Below are 22288 nucleotides of genomic sequence, written 5' to 3'. Positions count from 1 at the left end.
AGACTTGCCAGGTCCGTCCGCTATTGAAGATCAAGGCAGGAAATGGCCACCACCAACGACCTGAAGAACGGGCTGGTCCTCAACCTCGACGGCGAACTGTGGTCCGTCGTGGAGTTCCAGCACGTCAAGCCCGGTAAGGGCGGCGCCTTTGTGCGCACCACCCTGAAGAACGTGCTCTCCGGCAAGGTGGTCGACAAGACCTTCAACGCTGGCACCAAGGTCGACACCGCGACCGTCGACAAGCGGACGATGCAATATCTGTACGTCGACGGTGAGGACTACGTCTTCATGGATCTGGAGACGTACGACCAGATCCCGGTCCCGGGCGGCACGGTCGGTGAAGCGGCCAACTATCTGCTGCCCGAGGCGGAGGCGACGGTCGCCACCCACGAGGGCGTGCCGCTCTACATCGAGTTGCCGACGTCCGTGGTTCTGGAGATCACCTACACCGAACCCGGTCTGCAGGGCGACCGCTCGACCGGTGGCAACAAGCCGGCGACGGTCGAGACCGGTGCCACGGTGCAGGTGCCGCTGTTCATCACGACCGGCGAGAAGATCAAGGTCGACACCCGCGACGGCCGCTATCTCGGCCGCGCCTGATGGCCGAGGGCCCGAAGACGCCGATGCCCGCCCGCCGCAAGGCGCGCAAGCGGGCACTGGACGTGCTCTACGAGGCCGACCTGCGGAGCCTGCCACCGACGCAGGTGCTGGTCGGCTACGTCGCGCGGCTCTCGCCTCGGCCGGAGCATCTGGATTACGCCATCGGCCTGATCGAAGGGGTCGCCGAGCACCGGGACCGGATCGACGAGCTGATCGCCAGCTACGCCGAGGGTTGGACGCTGGAACGGATGCCGGTGGTCGACCGCAACCTGGCCCGGATCGCCGTCTACGAACTGCTCTACGTCGACGAGATCGACGATCCGGTGGCGATCTCCGAGGCGGTCGAGCTGGCCCGGCAGATGTCGACCGACGATTCGCCGAGGTTCCTCAACGGCCTGCTGGACCGGATCGCGGAGTACACCACCCACTAGTGGTGCGCCGGTGCGGTGCCCTGATCGTCGATCAGGGCACCGCACCGGTTCGGTGTAGCTCTCAGGAGGCGAAGAACGCCCGCGGGTCGGCGACCAGTACGCCGTGCTCGTTCAGCCGCTCGATCAGGCCGGACGGCGACGAGTCGTACACGATCGCCAAGGCCCGCAGGTCGTCGGCGCGGATGGACAACACCCGGCCGTTGTAGTCGCCCCGCTGTTGCTGGATCGCCCGCGCGTACCGGGCGACGTAGGCGAGGTCTTCGGAGACCTCGTCGTACAGCCGCTCCAGATCGAGGACGATCTTGCTGGTGGGCTCGTGCCGGACTCCGCTGCCGTCGGGCAGCAGTTCCGACACGGGAACCCGGTAGAAGTCGGCCAGCTCGGCGAGGCGGGAGACGGTGACTGCCCGGTCCCCACGCTCGTAGGAACCGACGACGACAGCCTTCCAGCGCCCGTTCGACTTCTCCTCCACCCCCTGCAGGGAGAGCCCCTGCTGCTGACGGATGGAGCGCAGGCGGGCGCCCAACGACTTGGCGTACTCAGAGGGCATTCGGACTCTCCCAGTGCTGTGCCCGGGGCTTTCCCCAGCGATCGCTACGGAGCGTGACGGTACGGCGGTTCGCAAGCGCGGTCAAGTGGTGAATAGTGGCCAGTGAGCAAGATCGTAGTGACTTGCCCGGAATTTCGCTTACTGATGCGACACTCAGCGCCCCTGGTCCGCCCGCCGCCGATCCGCTGGTAACGTTCGGTCCGACCGTTGACCAGCCGAAGGCTGGCTGGCGGTGCCCCGACGTCCTTTAACGACCCGTCCCGTGAGGCGGGGAAGGAGGTCCGCTGTGGCCTACCCATCGGCCACCCAATCACCGGTGACGATGCCACCGTCTGTAAAGAGCATCCTGACCAGCGCAGACATCCAGCGCGTGGTCGACCGAATCGCTCATCAGGTGCTGGAAAAGACCAGCGGTGCCGAACGCACCGTACTGTTGGGCATCCCCACCAGGGGAGTGCCGCTGGCCAATCGGCTGGCTGACCGGATCCAGGCCTTCGAAGACGTCCGTATTCCGGTCGGTGTGCTGGATATCACGCTTTACCGCGACGATCTTCGACTCAAGGCGACCCGGGCCGTCGGTCCGACCGACCTGCCGCCCGGCGGCATCGACGGTCAGCGGGTGATCCTCGTCGACGACGTGCTGTTCTCCGGCCGTACGGTGCGGGCTGCCCTGGACGCGATCAGCGATCTGGGCCGGCCCAGCTCGGTGCAGCTCGCCGTGCTGGTCGACCGGGGGCACCGGGAACTGCCGATCCGGGCCGACTACGTCGGCAAGAACATCCCGACCGCACTCACCGAGAGCGTCCGGGTGCTGCTGGCCGAGCGCGACGGCCTGGACGAGGTCCGCCTGTTCGGCCCGGCGCCGCCCGAGGCCGGTGCTGGTGCTGGTGCCGAGGGCTCCCCGCCGGCCGGCCGACAAGCGGGGAGGACCCGCCGATGATCAAACACCTGCTCTCCGGCGGCGACCTGGACGCCGCCGACGCCACCCGGATCCTGGACACCGCGGTCGAACTCGCCTCGCTGGCCGGCCGGGAGGTCAAGAAGCTGCCGACGCTGCGCGGGCGGACCGTGGTCAACCTCTTCTACGAGGACTCCACCCGCACCCGGATCTCCTTCGAGGCCGCCGCCAAACGGCTCTCCGCCGACGTGATCAACTTCTCGGCCAAGGGATCGAGCGTCTCCAAGGGCGAAAGCCTCAAGGACACCGCCCTGACCCTGCAGGCGATGGGGGCCGACGCGGTGGTCATCCGCCACCCCGCCTCCGGCGCGCCGCACCGGCTGGCCAACTGGCTCGACGGTTCCGTGATCAACGCAGGCGACGGCACCCACGAGCACCCCACCCAGGCGCTGCTCGACGCGTACACGATCCGGGCCCGGCTCGGCCGGCTCGCCGGCCTGCAGGTGGTGGTCGTCGGCGACGTGCTGCACAGCCGGGTCGCCCGGTCCAACGTGCTGCTGCTCGCCACGCTCGGCGCGAAGATCACCCTGGTCGGACCGCCGCCGCTGATCCCGGTCGACATCGCCACCGCGCTCGCCCCCGGGGTCGCGGTCGGCTACGACCTCGACGCCGCGCTGCCCACCGCCGACGTGGTGATGATGCTGCGGGTCCAGCACGAGCGGATGGCCGACTCCTACTTCCCGTCGGCCCGCGAGTACGCCCGCCGCTACGGCCTGGACGGCACCCGGTTGCGGCGCATGCCCGAGCACGCGATCGTCATGCACCCCGGACCGATGAACCGGGGCATGGAGATCTCCGCCGACGTCGCCGACTCACCCCGCTCCACCATCGTGGAACAGGTCGCCAACGGGGTAAGCGTCCGGATGGCCGTCCTCTACCTGCTCCTCGGCGGGCGCGGCGCATGAGCGGTGCGCCGCACCGACCACACCCGTCCCCGTCACCCGTTCCGCCCCAGCAACCCGTTCGTCGGCCCGACCCGGCCCACGGAAAGGACCACGCATGACTTCGTACCTGATCAAGGGGGTCCGCGTTCTCGGTCGGGACCGTAGCGACCTGCTGTTGCGCGACGGCGTCGTCACCGAGCAGGGTGTCGGCCTGTCCGCCGACGGAGCCCGGGTGATCGACGCCGACGGACTCGTCGCCCTGCCCGGCCTGGTCGATCTGCACACCCACCTGCGGGAGCCGGGCCGCGAAGACGCCGAGACGGTCGAGACCGGGTCGCGGGCCGCCGCGCTCGGCGGCTACACGGCCGTCTGCGCGATGGCCAACACCTCGCCGGTCGCCGACACCGCCGGTGTGGTCGAACAGGTGTGGCGACTGGGCCGCGAGGCCCGGCTGGTCGACGTGCAGCCGGTCGGCGCGGTCACCGTCGGCCTGGCCGGCGAACGGCTCGCTGAACTCGGCGCGATGGCAGACTCCGCCGCCGCCGTGCGGATCTTCTCCGACGACGGACACTGTGTCGCCGACCCCCGGCTGATGCGCCGCGCCCTGGAGTACGTCAAGGCGTTCGACGGGGTGATCGCGCAGCACGCCGAGGAGCCCCGGCTGACCGAGGGCGCCCAGATGCACGAGGGCGAGATCTCCACCCGCCTGGGCCTGACCGGGTGGCCGGCGGTCGCCGAGGAAGCGATCATCGCCCGCGACGCGCTGCTCGCCGAACACGTCGGCAGCCGGCTGCACGTCTGCCACGTCTCGACCGCCGGCAGCGTGGAGGTGGTCCGTCAGGCCAAGGCACGCGGGGTCCGGGTGACCGCCGAGGTCACCCCGCATCACCTGTTGCTCACCCACGAGGCACTGACCAACTACGACCCGGTGTTCAAGGTCAACCCGCCGCTGCGGACGGGCCAGGACGTCGCCGCCCTGCGGGCCGCTCTGGCCGAGGGGATCATCGACGTCGTCGCCACCGATCACGCACCACACGCGATCGAGGACAAAGAGTGCGAATGGGCGTACGCCCGACCCGGCATGCTCGGGTTGGAGACCGCCCTGTCCGTGGTACTGCTCACGACCGCCCTGCACAGCGCCGACGGTGAACCAGACTGGGACCTGATCGCCGAACGGATGTCGCGGGCCCCGGCCCGGATCGCCGGGCTGACCGCGCACGGGCACACCCCCGAGGTGGGCGCACCGGCGAACATCACCCTGGTCGACCCGGCGGCCAGCCGTACGGTCGAACCGGGCGAACTGGCCAGCCGCAGCCGCAACACCCCGTACGCGCGGATGGTACTGCCCGGTCGGGTGGCCGCGACGTTCCTGCACGGCGAGGCGACCGTGCTCGACGGAAAGGCCGTGCGATGAACGACAGCCGTACGACGAACGACAGCCGTACGACGAGCGGTGAGGTCACCGCGCCCCGGCGGCGGACACCGGCGCTGCTGGTCCTCGAAGACGGCCGGGTCTTCCCCGGCGAGAGCTACGCGGCGGTGGGGGAGACCTTCGGCGAGGCGGTGTTCACCACCGCCATGACCGGCTACCAGGAGACGCTGACCGACCCGTCCTACCACCGGCAGGTCGTGGTGCAGACCGCACCACACATCGGCAACACCGGGGTCAACGACGACGACGACGAGTCCGACCGGATCTGGGTCGCCGGGTACGTGGTGCGCGATCCGGCCCGTCGACCGTCGAACTGGCGCTCGACCGGCGACCTGGAGCAGCGGCTGGCCGACCAAGGCGTGGTCGGCATCTGCGGCGTCGACACCCGGGCGCTCACCCGCCACCTGCGTGACCGGGGGGTCATGCGGGTCGGCGTCTCCAGCGTCACCGACGACCCGCAGGAGCTGCTGACCCGGGTCCGCGAGACCCCGCAGATGGTCGGCGCGGACCTGTCGGCCCAGGTGACCACCGCCGAGCCGTACACGGTGACCGCGCAGGGCGAGCACCGCTACACGGTGGCCGCGCTCGACCTGGGCATCAAACGCAACGTGCCGCGTCGACTGGCCGAGCGCGGGGTGACCACCCACGTGCTGCCGGCCACCTCGACGCTGGACGAGATCCTGGCCACCGGCCCGGACGCGGTGTTCTTCTCACCCGGACCGGGTGACCCGGCCACCGCACACCACGCGGTCGCCCTGGCCCGGCAGGTGATGGCCCGCCGTACGCCGTTGTTCGGGATCTGCTTCGGCTCGCAGATCCTCGGCCGCGCGCTCGGCTTCGGCACCTACAAGCTCGGCTACGGCCATCGTGGCATCAACCAGCCGGTGCTCGACCGCACCACCGGCAAGGTCGAGGTGACCAGCCACAACCACGGATTCGCCGTGGACGCCCCACTCAACACGGTGATCGACACCGACTTCGGCGGCGTCGAGGTGAGCCACGTGTGCCTCAACGACGATGTCGTCGAGGGGCTGCGGGCCCGCGACGTGCCGGCGTTCACCGTCCAGTACCACCCGGAAGCGGCGGCTGGCCCGCACGACGCGGACTACCTGTTCGACCGGTTCGTCGAGCTGATCGAGGGAAAGCATGCCTAAGCGGACAGATTTGCAGCATGTCATGGTGATCGGCTCCGGGCCGATCATCATCGGCCAGGCCTGTGAATTCGACTACTCCGGCACCCAGGCGTGCCGGGTGCTGCGCGCCGAAGGGCTGCGCGTGTCGCTGGTCAACTCCAACCCGGCGACGATCATGACCGACCCCGAGTTCGCCGACGCCACCTACGTCGAGCCGATCACGCCCGAGTTCGTCGAACTGGTCATCGCCCGGGAGCGCCCCGACGCGCTGCTGCCCACGCTGGGCGGGCAGACCGCGCTGAACACCGCCGTCGCACTCCACTCCGCCGGCGTGCTGGACAAGTACGGCGTGGAGCTGATCGGCGCCAACATCGACGCGATCCGGCGCGGCGAGGACCGCCAGCTGTTCAAGGACATCGTGGCGACCGTCGGTGGCGAGACCCCGCGTAGCCGGGTCTGCCACAGCATGGCCGAGGTCCGCGACACCGTCGCCGACCTGGGCCTGCCGGTGGTGATCCGGCCGTCGTTCACCATGGGCGGGCTCGGTTCGGGTATGGCGCACACCCTGGAGGACCTGGAACGGATCGCCGGCGCCGGGCTGGCCGCTTCCCCGGTGCACGAGGTCCTCATCGAGGAGAGCGTGCTCGGCTGGAAGGAATACGAGCTGGAGTTGATGCGCGACCGCAACGACAACGTGGTCGTGGTCTGCTCCATCGAGAACATCGACCCGATGGGCGTGCACACCGGCGACAGCGTCACCGTGGCCCCGGCGATGACCCTCACCGACCGCGAGTACCAGCGGATGCGCGACATGGGGATCGCCGTGCTGCGGGAGGTCGGCGTCGACACCGGCGGCTGCAACATCCAGTTCGCCGTGCATCCACAGACCGGTCGGCTGGTCGTCATCGAGATGAACCCCCGGGTGTCGCGCTCGTCGGCGCTGGCCTCCAAGGCGACCGGCTTCCCGATCGCCAAGATCGCCGCCAAACTGGCCATTGGCTACACCCTCGACGAGATCCCCAACGACATCACCAAGCAGACCCCGGCGGCGTTCGAGCCGGTCCTCGACTACGTCGTGGTCAAGATCCCCCGGTTCGCGTTCGAGAAGTTCCCCGGTGCGGACCCGGAGCTGACCACCACGATGAAGTCGGTCGGCGAGGCGATGAGCCTGGGCCGCAACTTCACCGAGGCGCTGAACAAGGCGATGCGCTCGATGGAGACCAAGGCCGTCGGCTTCTGGACCGTGCCCGACCCGGCAGGCGCCACCGTCGAGTCCACCCTGGCCGAGCTGGCCACCCCGCACGACGGCCGGCTCTACACCGTCGAACGGGCGCTGCGGCTGGGCGCCACCGTCGACCAGGTGCACGCCGCGTCCGGCGGCATCGACCCGTGGTTTCTGTCCGAGATCGCCGGCCTGGTCGAACTGCGCGCCGAGATCGAGGCCGCACCGGTGCTCGACGCCGCGCTGCTGCGCCGGGCCAAGCGGGCCGGGCTGTCCGACCGGCAGGTGTCCGCGCTACGCCCGGAACTGGCCGGCGAGGACGGGGTACGGGCGTTGCGACACCGGCTCGGTCTGCGCCCGGTCTACAAGACCGTCGACACCTGCGCCGCCGAGTTCGCCGCCCGTACGCCGTACCACTACTCCAGCTACGACGCCGAGACCGAGGTGGTCGGGTCGGACCGGCCCAAGGTGCTGATCCTGGGCTCCGGGCCCAACCGGATCGGGCAGGGCATCGAGTTCGACTACTCCTGCGTGCACGCGGTGATGGCCCTCGGCGAGTACGAGACGGTGATGGTCAACTGCAACCCGGAAACGGTGTCCACCGACTACGACACCGCCGACCGGCTCTACTTCGAGCCGCTCACCTTCGAAGACGTGCTGGAGGTCTGGCAGGCCGAGGACGTTTCCGGCAAGGCGGCCGGCGGGCCGGGTGTCGTCGGGGTGATCGTGCAGCTCGGGGGGCAGACCCCGCTCGGGTTGGCGCAGCGTCTCGCCGACGTCGGGGTGCCAATCGTCGGCACGCCGCCGGAGTCGATCCACCTCGCCGAGGAGCGGGGCGCGTTCGGTCAGGTGCTGGCCCGCGCCGGGCTGCGCGCGCCAGCGCACGGTACCGCCGTCTCGTACGAGCAGGCCAAGGCGATCGCCGACGAGATCGGCTACCCGGTGCTGGTCCGACCGTCGTACGTGCTCGGCGGGCGGGGCATGGAGATCGTCTACGACGACGCGACGCTGCGCGACTACATCGGCCGGGCCACCGAGATCTCGCCGGAGCATCCGGTGCTGGTCGACCGGTTCCTCGACGACGCGATCGAGATCGACGTGGACGCGCTCTGCGACGCCACGGGGGAGGTCTACCTCGGCGGGGTGATGGAGCACATCGAGGAGGCCGGCATCCACTCCGGCGACTCGTCCTGCGCGTTGCCGCCGATCACCCTGGCCGCCCCGCATCTGGCCACCATCCGCCACTACACGGAGCAGATCGCCCGAGGCGTCGGGGTGCGTGGCCTGCTCAACGTGCAGTACGCGCTCAAGGACGACGTGCTGTACGTGCTGGAGGCCAACCCGCGCGCGTCGCGGACGGTGCCGTTCGTCTCCAAGGCCACGGCGGTGCCGCTGGCCAAGGCGGCGGCCCGGATCATGCTCGGTGCCACCATCGCCGCCTTGCGCGCCGAGGGGATGCTGCCGGCCACCGGCGACGGCGGCACGCTGCCGCCGGACGCGCCGATCGCGGTCAAGGAGGCGGTGCTGCCGTTCAAGCGGTTCCGTACCCGGGCCGGGCACGGCGTCGACTCGTTGCTCGGCCCGGAGATGAAGTCCACCGGCGAGGTGATGGGTATCGACCCGGCGTACGGCAGCGCCTTCGCCAAGTCCCAGGCGGCGGCGTACGGATCGTTGCCGACCAGCGGGAAGATCTTCGTGTCGGTGGCGAACCGGGACAAGCGTTCGATGATCTTCCCGGTGAAGCGGCTGGCCGACCTCGGGTTCGACATCGTGGCCACCGCCGGCACCGCCGAGGTGCTGCGCCGCCACGGCATCACCTGCGAGTTGGCCCGCAAACACTGGGAGGAGACCGGCGACGGCCAGCCGGACGCGGTGTCGCTGATCGCCTCCGGCGACGTCGCGTTGGTGATCAACACGCCGCAGGGCTCCGGCGCGAGTGCCCGGTCCGACGGCTACGAGATCCGCAGCGCGGCGGTCAGCGCCGACATCCCGTGCGTCACCACCGTTCCCGGGGTCGCCGCTGCGGTGATGGGCATCGAAGCCTTGATCAACGGCGAGATGGCGGTCCGTCCGCTGCAACAGTTGCACGCCGCGCTACGACCGGACCTGTCCTACGCCACGGCCGTGCCGCCCACGGCCGTGCCGCCCACCGCCGCGCCCGGCGGCGGGTTCAGCGACGGGTCCGGTACGGAGCCCGGCACCGCGTCGTCGGACTCGGCGAGCCAGCGGACCGGCCGGTGAGCGGCTCCGGCGGCTACCGGCTGGCCCGCGCGGCGCTGTTTCGCCTCGGTGGCGGGGACGCCGAGACCGCCCACGAGTGGACGCTGCGCCGGCTGGCCGCCCTGTCCCGCCGGCCGGTCGCCCTGGCGGCGCTCCGGGCCCGGTACGCGGTCGCCGCACCGCGTACCGTCTTCGGGGTCGATTTCCCCAACCCGGTCGGGCTGGCCGCCGGGATGGACAAGGACGGCCTGGCGCTGCCGGCCTGGCCGGCGCTCGGCTTCGGCTTCGTCGAGGTCGGCACCGTCACCGCCCACCCACAGCCGGGCAACCCCCGGCCCCGGTTGTTCCGGCTGCCGGCCAGCGAGGCGGTGATCAACCGGATGGGGTTCAACAACGCCGGGGCGGAGGCGCTCGCCGAGCGGCTCGCCGTACTCGGTCGGCTGGAGGATCGCGCCGGATTCGGGCGTTCCCACCCGGCGTACGCGGACCGGCCGGTGCCGCTGGGCATCTCGCTGGGCAAGTCGAAGGTCGTTCCGCTGGCCGAGGCGGTCGACGATTACGTGGCGGCCTACAAGGCGCTCAGCGGGTACGGCCAGTACTTCGCGATCAACATCTCGTCGCCGAACACGCCCGGCCTGCGTCAGTTGCAGGACCGGGAGCACCTCGACACGTTGCTGGCGACCCTGGTCGGCGAGCGGCCGATCCTGGTCAAGATCGCGCCGGACCTGTCCGACTCGGCCATCGCCGAACTGCTGGAGGTCTGTCTGGCCCGGGGCGCGGCCGGGGTGATCGCCACCAACACGACGCTGTCGCGTACCGGCCTGGTCGGTGCCGACGCCGGACGGGCCGGGGAAGCCGGTGGGCTGTCCGGCCGACCGTTGACCGACCGCGCCCGTGCGGTGGTCTCCTTCGTCCACCGGCAGACCGGCGGCTCGCTGCCGATGATCGGGGTGGGCGGCATCCTGGATCCCGACGACGCGGCCCGGATGTTCGACGCCGGGGCCAGCCTGGTCCAGCTGTACACCGGCTTCATCTATCGCGGTCCCGGGCTGACCCGGGCTATCGCCCGGCACGCCCGTACCCGATGAGCCGGTCGGGACCTGCCACCAGCGGGCCGGGACCTGCCGGAAGCCGGTCGGGACCTGCCGGTCCGCCGGTGGCGACCCGGGCGGACGCCGCCGATCTGTTGGCGTTGGATCGCCGGCACGTGTGGCATCCGTACGCGGCGCTGCCGCCGGCCGACCCGCCGTACCTGGTGGACAGCGCGTCCGGGGTACGGCTCCGGCTGGCCGACGGGCGTGACCTGATCGACGGCATGTCGTCCTGGTGGGCGGCGGTCCACGGCTACCGGCACCCGGTACTCGACGCCGCCGTCACCGATCAGTTGGGCCGGATGGCACACGTCATGTTCGGCGGCCTGACCCACGAGCCGGCGGTCCGGTTGGCCCGGACCCTGGTCGAGATCACCCCGCCCGGCCTGGAGCACGTCTTCCTCTGCGATTCCGGCTCGGTCAGCGTCGAGGTCGCGGTCAAGATGTGCCTGCAGTACCACCTCGGTCGGGGCCGGCCGGGCAAACGCCGGTTGGCCACCTGGCGGGGCGGCTATCACGGCGACACGTTCCATCCGATGAGCGTGTGTGACCCGGAGGGCGGTATGCACCACTTGTGGCGGGGGGTGTTGCCGGCCCAGGTGTTCGTACCGGCCCCGCCGGGTGGTGTCGACACCCCACCGGACGAGCGCTACCTCGCCGCGCTGGTGGCGGGGATCGCCCGCGACGCCGACGAGATCGCCGCGGTGATCGTCGAGCCGGTGGTGCAGGGCGCGGGCGGCATGCGGTTCCACCATCCCGCCTACCTGCGGGCGCTGCGGGAGGTGACCACCGCGCACGACATCCTGTTGATCTTCGACGAGATCGCCACCGGTTTCGGCCGGACCGGTGCGTTCTTCGCCGCCGAGCACGCCGGGGTCACTCCGGACGTGCTCTGCGTCGGCAAGGCGCTGACCGGTGGCTACCTGTCGCTGGCCGCCGCCCTGTGTACGCCCGGGGTGGCCGCTGGCATCGGCGCCGGGGGCGTCCTGGCGCACGGTCCGACCTTCATGGGCAATCCGCTGGCGTGTGCCGTCGCCAACGCCTCCATCGGGCTGCTGCGCGCGTCGGTGGTCGGGGACGGGCCGGCCGACGACCCGCCGTCGTGGGCGGTGGCGGTCCGCCGGATCGAGCACGGCCTGCGCGTCGGGCTGGCACCGTTGGCGGGACAGGCCGGGGTGCGGGACGTACGGGTCCTCGGCGCGATCGGAGTGGTCCAACTCGACCGGCCGGTCGACCTGCGGGCGGCGACGGCCGCCGCGGTCGACGCCGGGGTCTGGCTGCGGCCGTTCCGGGATCTGATCTACACCATGCCGCCGTACGTGGCGGACGACGACGACGTGGCGCGGATCACCCGCGCGATGGCGGCGGCGGTCGCCGCCGGGACTTCCTGAGCACTCTCCACCTTCCGCCGGGTGGAGACGCCGGCCGCCAGGTGGAGACGCTGGGAGGCCGCCGACAGTGACCGCCGCCACGGTGGGATGGAAGGAGAGTCGAATGGAGACCTTTGGGCAGCGGCTGCATCGGGCGGTGACCGACCGAGGGCCGCTCTGCGTGGGGATCGACCCCCACCCCGAGTTGCTGACGGGGTGGGGGCTCGCCGACGACGTCGCGGGGCTGTCCCGGTTCGCCGGGACCGTGGTCGAGGCACTGGGCGACACGGTCGCGGTCGCCAAGCCGCAGTCGGCGTTCTTCGAACGTTTCGGCTCGGCGGGCATTGCCGTCCTTGAGTCAACTATCCGACAGTTGCGCGAGGCCGGGGTGCTCGTCGTGCTCGACGCCAAGCGCGGAGATATCGGCTCGACGGCTGCCGCGTACGCCGCCGCGTACCTCGATCCGGCGAGCCCGCTCGCCGCCGACGCGGTCACGGCCAGCCCCTATCTCGGCGTCGGTGCGCTCGCTCCAATGTTCGAGATGGCCGACAAACACGGCGCGGGGGTCCTCGTGTTGGCGCTCACCTCCAATCCGGAAGGTCGCCTCGTCCAACACGCCCGAGTGCCCGATGGGCGCACTGTCGCGCAGACGGTGATCGATGAGATTTCGCAGCTCAACACGGGTGCGGAGCCGATTGGGAGTTTGGGTCTGGTGGTCGGTGCGACGGTCGGACCGACCGGACACGAACTGTCGTACGTCAATGGCCCGCTGCTTGCGCCAGGGCTCGGGGCGCAGGGTGGGCGGCCCGAGGACCTGCGCGCGGTGTTTGGGCAAGCCCTTGCCTGGGTGCTCCCGTCGTACTCCCGAGAGATCCTGCGCAGCGGGCCGGATCCGTCCGCGCTGCGCGTCTCAGCCGAACAGACGCTTGCTAAGTGTCGGGCCGTGCTCGGGGCCGGGTTTTGAGTGAGCGGTCCATCACCCGGAGGTGATCGCCGTCGGCCCACGTTGCCGAAAACGTCGCTGACCGCTAGTTTTCCCGGCGCTGGGAACCACATGCCCCTTTGGTTCCCGGCCACACCACGTTTCAGATGCGGCGGTGCGATCCGCCCGTCGCGATAGGGACCTGAGGAGAACTGGTGCCGCTCCCGTCACTGACCCCCGAACAGCGCGCAGCCGCGCTGGAGAAGGCCGCGGAGATCCGTAAGGCCCGTGCTGAGTTGAAGGAGCAGCTCAAGCAGGGCAAGACCACCCTCGCCGCCGTGCTCGACCGGGCGGAGTCCGACGACGTTGTCGGCAAACTGAAGGTTTCCGCCGTGCTCCAGGCGATGCCAGGGATCGGCAAGATCCGGGCTACCCAGATCATGGAGAAGCTCAAGATCGCCGACAGCCGTCGCCTTCGTGGCCTCGGCGACCAGCAGCGCAAGGCGCTGCTCGGGGAGTTCGCCGCGAACTGATTCGCGGCAAGGTGTAGAAACAAGCAGTGACCATGTATGACGACGCGCGCCCGGCAGCTCGGCTCACCGTCCTGTCCGGCCCCTCCGGGGTCGGCAAGGACAGCGTGATCGAGCTGATCCGGGCGCGCTCGCCCTGGATCTGGCTGTCCGTCTCGGTGACCACCCGCCCGATGCGGGACTACGAGATCGACGGCGTTCACTACTACTTCGTCGACCGGACCGAGTTCGAGCGGATGGCCGCCAACGGCGAACTGCTCGAGTGGGCCGAGTTCGCCGGCAACCTGTACGGCACGCCGCGCTCGGCTGTCACCGAACGGCTGCGCCGGGGCGAGCCCGTCCTGCTCAAGATCGACCTGCAGGGTGCGCGTCAGGTCCGGGCCGCGATGCCGGAGGCCCAATTGGTCTTCCTCGCCCCGCCCAGCGTCGAGGAGCTCAAACGGCGGCTCGTCGGGCGGGGGACCGACGACGAGGAGACGATCCGCCGCCGGTTGGAGCACGCGGACGACGAGCTCGCCGCCGAACACGAGTTCGACGTGACAGTTGTCAACGACCAGGTCGAGCGGGCCGCAGCTGAGCTGGTAGGATTGCTCGGTTCATCGTTATTGACGCCCGCGCGTCCACAACGCACCGCCTGAGACGCACACATCGCCTGAGACGCACACACCGCCTGAGGCGCACACACCGCCTGAGGCGGGACGTCGCCCGAGACAACGCGCCGCTCGGCGCGACCCGGCGCGGCGACACACCGAGTCCGACCCGACGACACAGAGGTTGCATCCCGTGGGATCCATCGCCAGCCCGGAAGGCATCACCAACCCGCCGATCGACGAGTTGCTGGAGAAGACCTCGTCGAAATACGCGCTGGTGATCTTCGCCGCCAAGCGCGCCCGTCAGGTCAACGCCTACTACAGCCAGCTCGGCGAAGGGCTCCTGGAGTACGTCGGGCCGCTGGTCGAGACCACTCCGCAGGAAAAACCGCTGTCGATCGCCATGCGGGAGATCAACGCCGGGCTGCTCACCGCCGAGCCCACCGACCAGCCCTGAGTGTCGACCGGTCCGACGTCGACGCGCACCCGCCCCGGGTGATCCTCGGCGTCGGTGGTGGTGTCGCCGCGTACAAGTCGTGCGAGCTGCTGCGCCTGTTGACCGAGTCCGGCCACCAGGTGCGCGTGATCCCCACCGCTGCGGCGCTCCGGTTCGTCGGCGCGCCGACCTGGTCGGCGCTGTCCGGGCAGCCGGTCGCCACCGACGTCTGGACCGATGTCCACGAGGTGCCACACGTCCGTCTCGGCCAGCGGGCCGACCTGGTCGTGGTGGCCCCGGCCACTGCGGACCTGCTCGCCCGCGCTGCCCACGGGCTCGCCGACGACCTGCTGACCAACACCCTACTCACGGCCCGCTGTCCGGTGGTCTTCGCTCCGGCGATGCACACCGAGATGTGGGAGCACCCGGCCACCAGGGACAACGTCGCGCTGCTCCGCGGCCGGGGCGCCCTGGTGATCGAGCCGGCCGTGGGCCGGCTCACCGGTGCGGACTCGGGCAAGGGCCGGCTGCCGGATCCGGCCGAGATCTTCGCCGTACTGCGTCGGGTCCTGACCCGAGGCGGTCCGACGGCCGCCGATCTGGCCGGCCGTCGGGTGGTGGTCACCGCCGGTGGCACCCGCGAGCCCCTCGACCCGGTGCGGTTTCTCGGCAACCGGTCGTCCGGCAAGCAGGGCTACGCCTTCGCGCGGACCGCCGTCGCCCGGGGGGCGCGGGTGACCCTGGTGTCGGCCAACGTGAGCCTGCCCGATCCGGCCGGCGTGGAGCTGGTCCGGGTCGGCACCACGGACCAGCTGCGCCGGGCCACCCTGGCCGCCGCCGGCGAGGCCGACGCGGTGGTGATGGCGGCGGCTCCGGCCGACTTCCGGCCGGCGAGCTACGCCTCCGACAAGATCAAGAAATCCGCGTCGGGTGAGCCCCCGGTGCTGGAACTGGTCACCAACCCGGACATCGCGGCCGAACTGGGTGCGACCAAGCCGCCTGGCCAGGTTCTGGTCGCCTTCGCCGCGGAGACCGGGGACCTGCTGTCCAACGCCCGAGCCAAACTGATCGGCAAGCGCGCCGATCTGATCGTCGCCAACCAGGTCGGAGTGGAGCGGGTCTTCGGCGCGGACGCCAATTCGGCGACCGTTCTCGGTGCCGACGGTTCCGTCACCGTTCTCGACGAACGCAGCAAGGAACAGTTGGCCGACGACGTCTGGGACCTGGTGCTCGACCGGCTGCCCGGACCGGCCTGAATCCCGGCGCCGGGCTTGCCCTCGTTCACCCGGGCTTGTCGGACCGTGACGTCCGCCAGCTTGCTCGGCTGGGCGCCATGGCCCGGACTTGGTGACTAGACTGCCGTGAACCGTTGACAACTGATCCAAGGAGTACCGTGGCACGCCGCCTTTTCACCTCCGAGTCGGTCACGGAGGGCCACCCGGACAAGATCGCTGACCAGATCAGCGACGGGATTCTCGACGCGCTCCTGGCGCAGGACCCCCGGTCCCGGGTCGCCGTCGAGACGTTGATCACCACCGGACAGGTGCACGTCGCCGGTGAGGTCACCACCCAGGCCTACGCCGACATCCCGGCGATCGTCCGCGAGACCATCCTGGGCATCGGCTATGACTCCTCGAAGAAGGGGTTCGACGGCGCGTCGTGCGGGGTCAGCGTGTCGATCGGCGCCCAGTCGCCGGACATCGCCCAAGGCGTCGACACGGCGATCGAGTTGCGGGTGGGCGAGGCCGCCGACGCCGCCCTCGACGCGCAGGGCGCCGGTGACCAGGGCATGATGTTCGGCTTCGCCTGCTCGGAGACGCCGGAGCTGATGCCGTTGCCGATCGCGCTGGCGCATCGGCTGTCCCGGCGGCTGTCCGCCGCGCGTAAGGACGGCACGATCCCCTACCTGCGGCCCGACGGCAAGACCCAGGTGACCATCGAGTACGACGGCCTCCGCCCGGTACGGCTGGACACCGTGGTGGTCTCCAGCCAGCACGCGGCGGACATCTCGTTGGAGTCGTTGCTGACGCCGGACGTGCGCGAGCACGTGATCACACCGGAGTTGGAAGGTCTCGGGTTGGAGACCGACGGATACCGGTTGCTGGTCAACCCGACCGGCCGGTTCGAGATCGGTGGGCCGATGGGTGACGCCGGTCTGACCGGTCGAAAGATCATCGTGGACACCTACGGAGGCTATGCCCGGCACGGCGGTGGGGCGTTCTCCGGCAAAGATCCGTCCAAGGTGGACCGTTCGGCGGCGTACGCGATGCGGTGGGTCGCCAAGAACGTCGTCGCCGCCGGGCTCGCCGAACGCTGCGAGACGCAGGTGGCGTACGCGATCGGCAAGGCCCACCCGGTGAGCCTGTTCGTGGAGACCTTCGGCACCGAGAACGTTCCGGTGGACCGGATCGAAAAGGCGATCGGCGACGTCTTCGACCTCCGGCCGGCGGCGATCATCCGGGATCTCGACCTGCTGCGGCCGATCTACCGGCCGACCGCCGCCTACGGTCACTTCGGTCGGGAGCTGCCGGAGTTCAGCTGGGAGAACACCGGTCGGGCCGCCGAGCTGAAGTCCGCGGCCGGAGCCTGACCCGCCCCGGTCGCGCGGTGCCCGGACCCTGCGGGGTCCGGTGCTCCGAGCCCCTTTGTGTCGCCTGTCCGCCGGTGGGGGTGGCAGGTCGCGCACGCTGGAGGAGACAGGCAGGATGGCGCGGTGAGTACCCGCGCGAAAGGCGACCGGCGACCGGCGGCCCAGCTGCCGGTCGCCCGGATCTGCGTCGACGTGCCGTTGCCGCATCTGGACCGCGCCTTCGACTACCTGGTACCGGAGGAACTCGACGCCGGTGTGCGGCCCGGTACCCGGGTGCGGGTGCGGTTCGCCGGCCAGTTGGTCGGCGGCTGGGTGTTGGACCGGGCGGAGGCCTCGACGCACGACGGAAAGCTCACCTTCCTCGACCGGCTGGTCTCCCCGGAACCCGTCCTCACCCCGGAGGTGGCCCGGCTCGCCCGCGCGGTCGCGGACCGGTACGCCGGACACCTCGCCGACGTGCTCAGACTCGCTGTTCCTCCGCGTCACGCCCGGGTCGAGCAGGAAGCGGCACCGCAGGTGGAGGCACCGCCGGCCGCCGCCACCCCGCCGGACGGCCGCCGCGCGGCGGCCGTCGCGCCTCCGCCGGACCGCCCACCCGCGCCGGATCCGCACGGCTGGACGGCCTACCCCGCCGGGGCCGCCTACCTGCGGGCGCTCGCTGCCGGCCGCCCGGCCCGGGCGGTCTGGACACCACTGCCGGGCGAAGACTGGGCGACCCGCTACGCGGAGGCGATCGCCGCGACCGTCGTGGGCGGGCGGGGCGCCGTCGCCGTGGTGCCGGACGGCCGTGACCTGGACCGCCTCGACCAAGCCCTGCGGCGCTCGCTCGGCCCCGGACGGCACGCCGTCCTGTCGGCCGCCCTGGGACCGGCCCGACGGTACCGGGCGTTCCTCGCCGGCAGCCGGGGTCGGGTGCCGGTGGTGATCGGCACCCGGGCGGCGATGTTCGCTCCCGTACCCGAGCTGGGCCTGGTGGCCATCTGGGACGACGGCGACGACGTGCACGCCGAGCCACGCGCGCCGTACCCGCACGCCCGGGAGGTGCTGCTCACCCGCGCACAACTCGGCGACGCCGCAGCGCTGCTCGGCGGCTACGCCCGATCCGGGGAGTCCCAGCAACTCGTCGAGACGGGATGGGCGCACGACATCGTCGCCGGCCGAGCCGAGATCCGCCGCCGCGCGCCACGGGTCAGCCCGACCGGTGACGATCCGGACCTGGCCCGTGACGCTGCCGCGTCCACCGCCCGACTGCCCAGCCTCGCCTACACCGCCGCCCGCAGCGCGCTGCAGGCCGGCACGCCGGTGCTGGTGCAGGTGCCCCGACGCGGCTATCTGCCCGCCGTGTCCTGCGCGGACTGCCGTACCCCGGTCCGCTGCGCGCACTGCGCCGGGCCGTTGGCGCTGCGGTCGGCCACCGCGACCCCCAGCTGTCGCTGGTGCGGCCGGCCCGCCGCCGGATACGCCTGTCCGCACTGCCAGGGGCGGCGGCTGCGCGCCGCGGTCACCGGTGCCCGGCGTACCGCCGAGGAACTCGGCCGGGCCTTTCCCGACGTCCCGGTGCGGACCTCGGGCCGCGACGAGGTCCTGACCGAGGTGACCGGGGAGGCCGCGGTGGTGGTCGCGACCCCGGGTGCCGAGCCGGCCGCCGCCGGCGGATACGGCGCGGTCCTTCTGCTGGACACCTGGGCGTTGCTGACCCGCGCCGACCTGCGGGCCGGTGAGGAGGCGCTGCGGCGCTGGCTGTCGGCCGCCGCGCTGGCCCGGCCGGCGGCCGACGGTGGCCGGGTGGTGGTGGTCGCCGACGGTGGGCTCGCACCGGTGCAGGCGCTGCTGCGCTGGGATCCGGCCTGGTACGCGGCTCGTGAGTTGGCCGACCGGCGGGAACTCGGCTTCCCGCCGGTGGCCCGGATGGCCAGTCTGACCGGCACCGCCGAAGCGGTCGCCGAACTGTTGGCCGCCGTCCGTCTGCCGACGGACGCCGAACTGCTCGGCCCGGTACCCGTCGGCGACGACCAGGAGCGGATGCTGATCCGGGTACGCCGGTCGCAGGCCGCCGAACTGGCCCGCGAACTCCGCGCGGCGGCCGGCGCCCGCGCGCTCCGCAAGACCGGTCAGCCGGTACGGATCCAGGTCGACCCGCTCGATCTGCTGTGATGGTGACGGTGCGGCCCTTAGCACGCGTACGACGCGACGGGTGAGCACGGCGACTGGCGCCATCGCCGTCGGGCATCCGTAGACTGGACCCACAATTACCCACGACAAGGAGCCACCCCGCGTGACCGTCCAGCCCATTCGACTCTTCGGCGACCCGGTGTTGCGTACCCCGGCCGAAGCCGTGGTCGACTTCGACGCCGAGCTGCGCGGGCTCGTCGCCGATCTCACCGACACGATGGTCGACCAGAACGGTGCCGGTCTCGCCGCGCCGCAACTCGGCGTCGGACTGCGGGTGTTCGCCTTCCACGTCGACGACACCCTGGGCCATCTGGTCAATCCGGTGCTCGAGTTCCCCGACGAGGAGGAACAGGACGGCCCGGAGGGGTGTCTGTCGATCCCCGGGCTCTACTTCGACACCAAGCGTCGGCTCAACGTGGTCGCCAAGGGCTTCAACGAGTACGGCGATCCGATGCAGATCGTCGGCACCGACCTGATGGCCCGCTGTGTGCAGCACGAGACCGACCACCTCGACGGCGTGTTGTTCCTGGACCGGCTCGACCCCGCCACCCGTAAAGAAGCGATGAAGGCGATCCGCGAAGCCGACTGGTACGACCAGGCCGCGCCGCCGACGATCAAGGTGAGCCCGCACCGCAGTCGCACCGGCCTGTTCCGCGCCGGACCGACCGCCAATCCGTTCGGTCTGGGCGGGTGAGCCGGATGCGGCTGGTTTTCGCCGGCACCCCAGAGGTGGCCGTGCCGGCGCTGGACGCGATCGCCGACTCCGGGCACGAGCTGGTCGCGGTGGTGACCCGTCCGGACGCGCCGGCGGGGCGAGGCCGCCGGCTGGTGCGTTCGCCCGCCGGTGCCTGGGCAGACGAGCGGGGCATCGAGGTCCTCACCCCGGCCCGTCCCCGGGATCCGGAGTTCCTCGACCGGTTGACCGAGCTGGCCCCGGACTGCGTACCGGTGGTCGCCTATGGCGCGCTGGTTCCGCCTACGGCCCTGACGATTCCGGCCCACGGCTGGATCAATCTGCACTTCTCGCTGCTTCCGGCCTGGCGGGGGGCGGCCCCCGTGCAACACGCGGTGTTGCACGGCGACGAGGTCACCGGCGCGAGCGTCTTCCAGCTGGAGGCGGGCCTGGACACCGGCCCGGTGTACGGCACCGTGACCGACGAGATCGCGTCGACCGACACCGCCGGGGATCTGCTGGGACGCCTCGCCCCGAGCGGGGCGCGGTTGTTGGTGGCGGTGCTCGACGGGATCGCCGCCGGTAGCGCCCGAGCGGTGCCGCAACCGGCGGACGGAGTCACCCTGGCGCCGAAGCTGACCGTCGACGACGCCCAGGTGCGATGGACGGATCCGGCGTTCGCGGTCGACCGACGGGTGCGCGCTTGCACGCCCGCGCCGGGCGCGTGGACGACGTTGCGCGACGAACGGGTCAAGCTTGGTCCGGTCCGGCCGGTGCCGGACGGCCCGGACCTCAAGCCGGGGGAGCTGTCGGTGCAGCGTAACCACCTGCTGGTCGGTACGGCCACCGTGCCGGTCGCGCTCGGCGAGGTCCGCGCGGCGGGCAAGAAGGCGATGCCGGCTGCCGACTGGGCGCGGGGCGCCCGCCTCACCACCGGTGAGTTCTTCGGGTGAGCGCGAGGAGTGAGGGAGCGCAGCGAGTGAGCCTGCCGACGGGTCAGGGTTCGCGGGGGGACCAGCGCGGGGATCGTGGTGGTCGGGGCGGCCGCGCCGATCGGCCGAGCCAGGTCCGCCGCCGGCGGATCGATCCGGCGCGGGACGCGGCGTACGAGGCGATCGCGGCGGTGCACCGTGACGACGCGTACGCGAATCTGGTGTTGCCGGCGATCCTTCGGGAGCGGGACCTGCACGGGCGTGACGCCGCTTTCGCCACCGAGCTGACCTATGGCACATTGCGGCTGCTCGGCACCCTGGATCTGATCATCGCGCGGGCGGCCGGGCGGCCGGTGGACCGGATCGATCCGCCGGCCCGCGACGCGTTGCGGCTCGGTGCCTACCAGCTGCTCCACACCCGGGTACCGCCGCATGCCGCCGTGTCGGCCACTGTCGACCTGGTGCACAACGTGGCCTCGGGCGCGGTCGGCTTCGCCAACGCGGTGCTGCGTGAGATCGCCGATCGTGATCTGGACACCTGGGTGGCCGAGCTCGCTCCGGACGCGCAGGCCGATCCGATCGGCAACCTGGCGGTGACGTACCACCATCCGACGTGGATCGTCCGGGCGTTCGCCGAGGCGCTGGGCGACGATCTGGAGGAGACCGCCCGGATGTTGATCGAGGACAACGAGCGTCCGCCGGTGCACCTGTGCGCCCGGCCTGGTCGCGCCGACGCGGTGGATCTCGCCGACGAGGTCGGCGGGGCACCGGGAGCCTTTTCCCCGTACGCGGTCTATCTGTCCGGCGGGGCGCCGGGTGACCTGCCGGCGGTCCGGCACGGTCGGGCCCATGTGCAGGACGAGGGGTCCCAGCTGGTCGCCGCCGCTCTGGCCGAGGCGGAACTGGTCGGCGGCACCGATACCCGGTGGCTGGATCTGTGCGCCGGGCCGGGCGGCAAGGCGGCGCTACTCGGTGGTCTGGCCGCCGGGCGGGGTGCCGGGGTCACCGCGATCGAGGTCGCCGAGCATCGGGCCCGGCTGGTGGAACAGGCTGTCCGGGGGCTGCCGGTGACGGTGCAGGTCAGCGACGGCCGGCGGGTCGGCGCGAACCAGGACGTCCCGGAGTCGTCGTTCGACCGGGTGCTGGTTGACGCACCGTGCACCGGGCTGGGTTCGCTGCGTCGCCGTCCCGAGTCGCGGTGGCGGCGTCAGCCGTCGGATCTGCCGCCGTTGACCCGGCTGCAGCGGGAACTGCTCGTCGCCGGGCTGCGGGCGGTGCGTCCCGGTGGCGTGGTGGCGTACGTGACGTGTTCGCCGCACCGGGTGGAAACCCATGTGTCGGTGACCGAAGCCGCCCGTCGGTGCGGCGTTCCGGTCGACTTCGTCGACGCCCGCCCGTTGCTGCCGGCCGGGATGCCGGGTTTGGGCAGCGGCCCGTCGGTGCAGTTGTGGCCGCATCGGCACGGTACGGACGCGATGTTCCTGTCACTGCTGCGGCGTTCCGGCTAGCGGCAGCCGCCGTGCGCGGCTCAGCGGCAGCCACCGGTACCCGT

General features: G+C 71.4%; 17 protein-coding genes and 3 pseudogenes. 19 read left to right on the top strand and 1 reads right to left on the bottom strand.

Annotated elements, in window-relative coordinates; genetic code table 11:
* Window positions 1-42 precede the first annotated feature (42 nt).
* Together efp and nusB are read left to right on the top strand one after the other, a co-directional pair.
* Entirely contained in the window at window positions 43-600 is a 558-nt protein-coding gene (gene efp, locus O7632_RS20690; protein WP_278116602.1) for an elongation factor P, read from the top strand.
* Between the two features lie 23 nt (window positions 601-623).
* The gene (nusB, locus tag O7632_RS20685; protein WP_278120242.1) at window positions 624-1031 is read left to right on the top strand and encodes a transcription antitermination factor NusB; all 408 of its coding nucleotides are present in this window, start codon (window positions 624-626) and stop codon (window positions 1029-1031) included.
* Window positions 1032-1092: 61 nt separating this feature from the next.
* On the opposite strand, the gene O7632_RS20680 is transcribed toward nusB, so the two are convergent.
* Window positions 1093-1581, bottom strand: a complete 489-nt coding sequence (locus O7632_RS20680) for a transcriptional regulator (RefSeq protein WP_278116601.1) — start codon at window positions 1579-1581, stop codon at window positions 1093-1095.
* A 322-nt stretch (window positions 1582-1903) separates the two neighbouring features.
* On the opposite strand from O7632_RS20680, the pseudogene pyrR reads away from it, so the two are divergent.
* The 17 genes and pseudogenes from pyrR to O7632_RS20595 form a co-directional block, all read left to right on the top strand.
* Window positions 1904-2437 (top strand): annotated as a pseudogene (gene pyrR / locus O7632_RS20675) (bifunctional pyr operon transcriptional regulator/uracil phosphoribosyltransferase PyrR); the annotation flags it as partial.
* Between the two features lie 80 nt (window positions 2438-2517).
* The gene (locus O7632_RS20670) at window positions 2518-3444 is read left to right on the top strand and encodes an aspartate carbamoyltransferase catalytic subunit (RefSeq protein ID WP_278116600.1); all 927 of its coding nucleotides are present in this window, start codon (window positions 2518-2520) and stop codon (window positions 3442-3444) included.
* 94 nt (window positions 3445-3538) lie between these two features.
* A complete protein-coding gene (locus O7632_RS20665; RefSeq protein ID WP_278116599.1) occupies window positions 3539-4837 on the top strand; it encodes a dihydroorotase in 1299 nt (432 codons plus the stop codon).
* Entirely contained in the window at window positions 4834-6009 is a 1176-nt protein-coding gene (gene carA, locus O7632_RS20660; RefSeq protein WP_278116598.1) for a glutamine-hydrolyzing carbamoyl-phosphate synthase small subunit, read from the top strand. Before O7632_RS20665 ends, carA begins: the two co-directional genes overlap by 4 nt.
* Window positions 6002-9310 (top strand): annotated as a pseudogene (gene carB, locus O7632_RS20655) (carbamoyl-phosphate synthase large subunit); the annotation flags it as partial. The gene carA and the pseudogene carB, both read left to right, overlap by 8 nt.
* Before the next feature lie 137 nt (window positions 9311-9447).
* Window positions 9448-10518, top strand: a complete 1071-nt coding sequence (locus tag O7632_RS20650) for a quinone-dependent dihydroorotate dehydrogenase (RefSeq protein ID WP_278116597.1) — start codon at window positions 9448-9450, stop codon at window positions 10516-10518.
* 68 nt (window positions 10519-10586) lie between these two features.
* Complete coding sequence (locus O7632_RS20645) at window positions 10587-11912, top strand: adenosylmethionine--8-amino-7-oxononanoate transaminase (RefSeq protein ID WP_278116596.1); 1326 nt, start codon at window positions 10587-10589, stop codon at window positions 11910-11912.
* Window positions 11913-12015: 103 nt separating this feature from the next.
* Window positions 12016-12855, top strand: a complete 840-nt coding sequence (gene pyrF, locus O7632_RS20640) for an orotidine-5'-phosphate decarboxylase (protein ID WP_278116595.1) — start codon at window positions 12016-12018, stop codon at window positions 12853-12855.
* Between the two features lie 173 nt (window positions 12856-13028).
* Window positions 13029-13346 carry an integration host factor, actinobacterial type gene (gene mihF / locus O7632_RS20635; RefSeq protein WP_123601181.1) on the top strand — a complete coding sequence of 106 codons (318 nt, stop codon included), beginning with the start codon at window positions 13029-13031 and terminating at the stop codon, window positions 13344-13346.
* A gap of 32 nt (window positions 13347-13378) precedes the next feature.
* Entirely contained in the window at window positions 13379-13981 is a 603-nt protein-coding gene (gene gmk, locus O7632_RS20630; RefSeq protein WP_278116594.1) for a guanylate kinase, read from the top strand.
* Window positions 13982-14126: 145 nt separating this feature from the next.
* Window positions 14127-14390, top strand: coding sequence for a DNA-directed RNA polymerase subunit omega (rpoZ, locus tag O7632_RS20625; protein WP_184537378.1), 264 nt, complete (start codon window positions 14127-14129; stop codon window positions 14388-14390).
* A gap of 38 nt (window positions 14391-14428) precedes the next feature.
* Entirely contained in the window at window positions 14429-15625 is a 1197-nt protein-coding gene (gene coaBC, locus O7632_RS20620; RefSeq protein WP_278116593.1) for a bifunctional phosphopantothenoylcysteine decarboxylase/phosphopantothenate--cysteine ligase CoaBC, read from the top strand.
* 137 nt (window positions 15626-15762) lie between these two features.
* Window positions 15763-16959: a methionine adenosyltransferase gene (gene metK, locus O7632_RS20615; RefSeq protein WP_278116592.1), complete on the top strand. Its 1197-nt coding sequence runs from the start codon at window positions 15763-15765 to the stop codon at window positions 16957-16959.
* 21 nt (window positions 16960-16980) lie between these two features.
* A pseudogene (locus O7632_RS20610) lies at window positions 16981-19113 on the top strand (primosomal protein N'); the annotation flags it as partial.
* A 121-nt stretch (window positions 19114-19234) separates the two neighbouring features.
* Window positions 19235-19825, top strand: coding sequence for a peptide deformylase (def, locus tag O7632_RS20605; RefSeq protein ID WP_278116590.1), 591 nt, complete (start codon window positions 19235-19237; stop codon window positions 19823-19825).
* Window positions 19826-19830: 5 nt separating this feature from the next.
* Complete coding sequence (gene fmt / locus O7632_RS20600; RefSeq protein WP_278116589.1) at window positions 19831-20757, top strand: methionyl-tRNA formyltransferase; 927 nt, start codon at window positions 19831-19833, stop codon at window positions 20755-20757.
* A 32-nt stretch (window positions 20758-20789) separates the two neighbouring features.
* Entirely contained in the window at window positions 20790-22244 is a 1455-nt protein-coding gene (locus O7632_RS20595) for a transcription antitermination factor NusB (RefSeq protein ID WP_278120240.1), read from the top strand.
* Window positions 22245-22288 lie beyond the last annotated feature (44 nt).

The sequence above is a fragment of the Solwaraspora sp. WMMD406 genome, from assembly GCF_029626025.1.
In the GTDB taxonomy this organism is placed as follows: Bacteria; Actinomycetota; Actinomycetes; order Mycobacteriales; family Micromonosporaceae; genus Micromonospora_E.
This window is presented reverse-complemented; position numbering and strand designations above follow the sequence as displayed.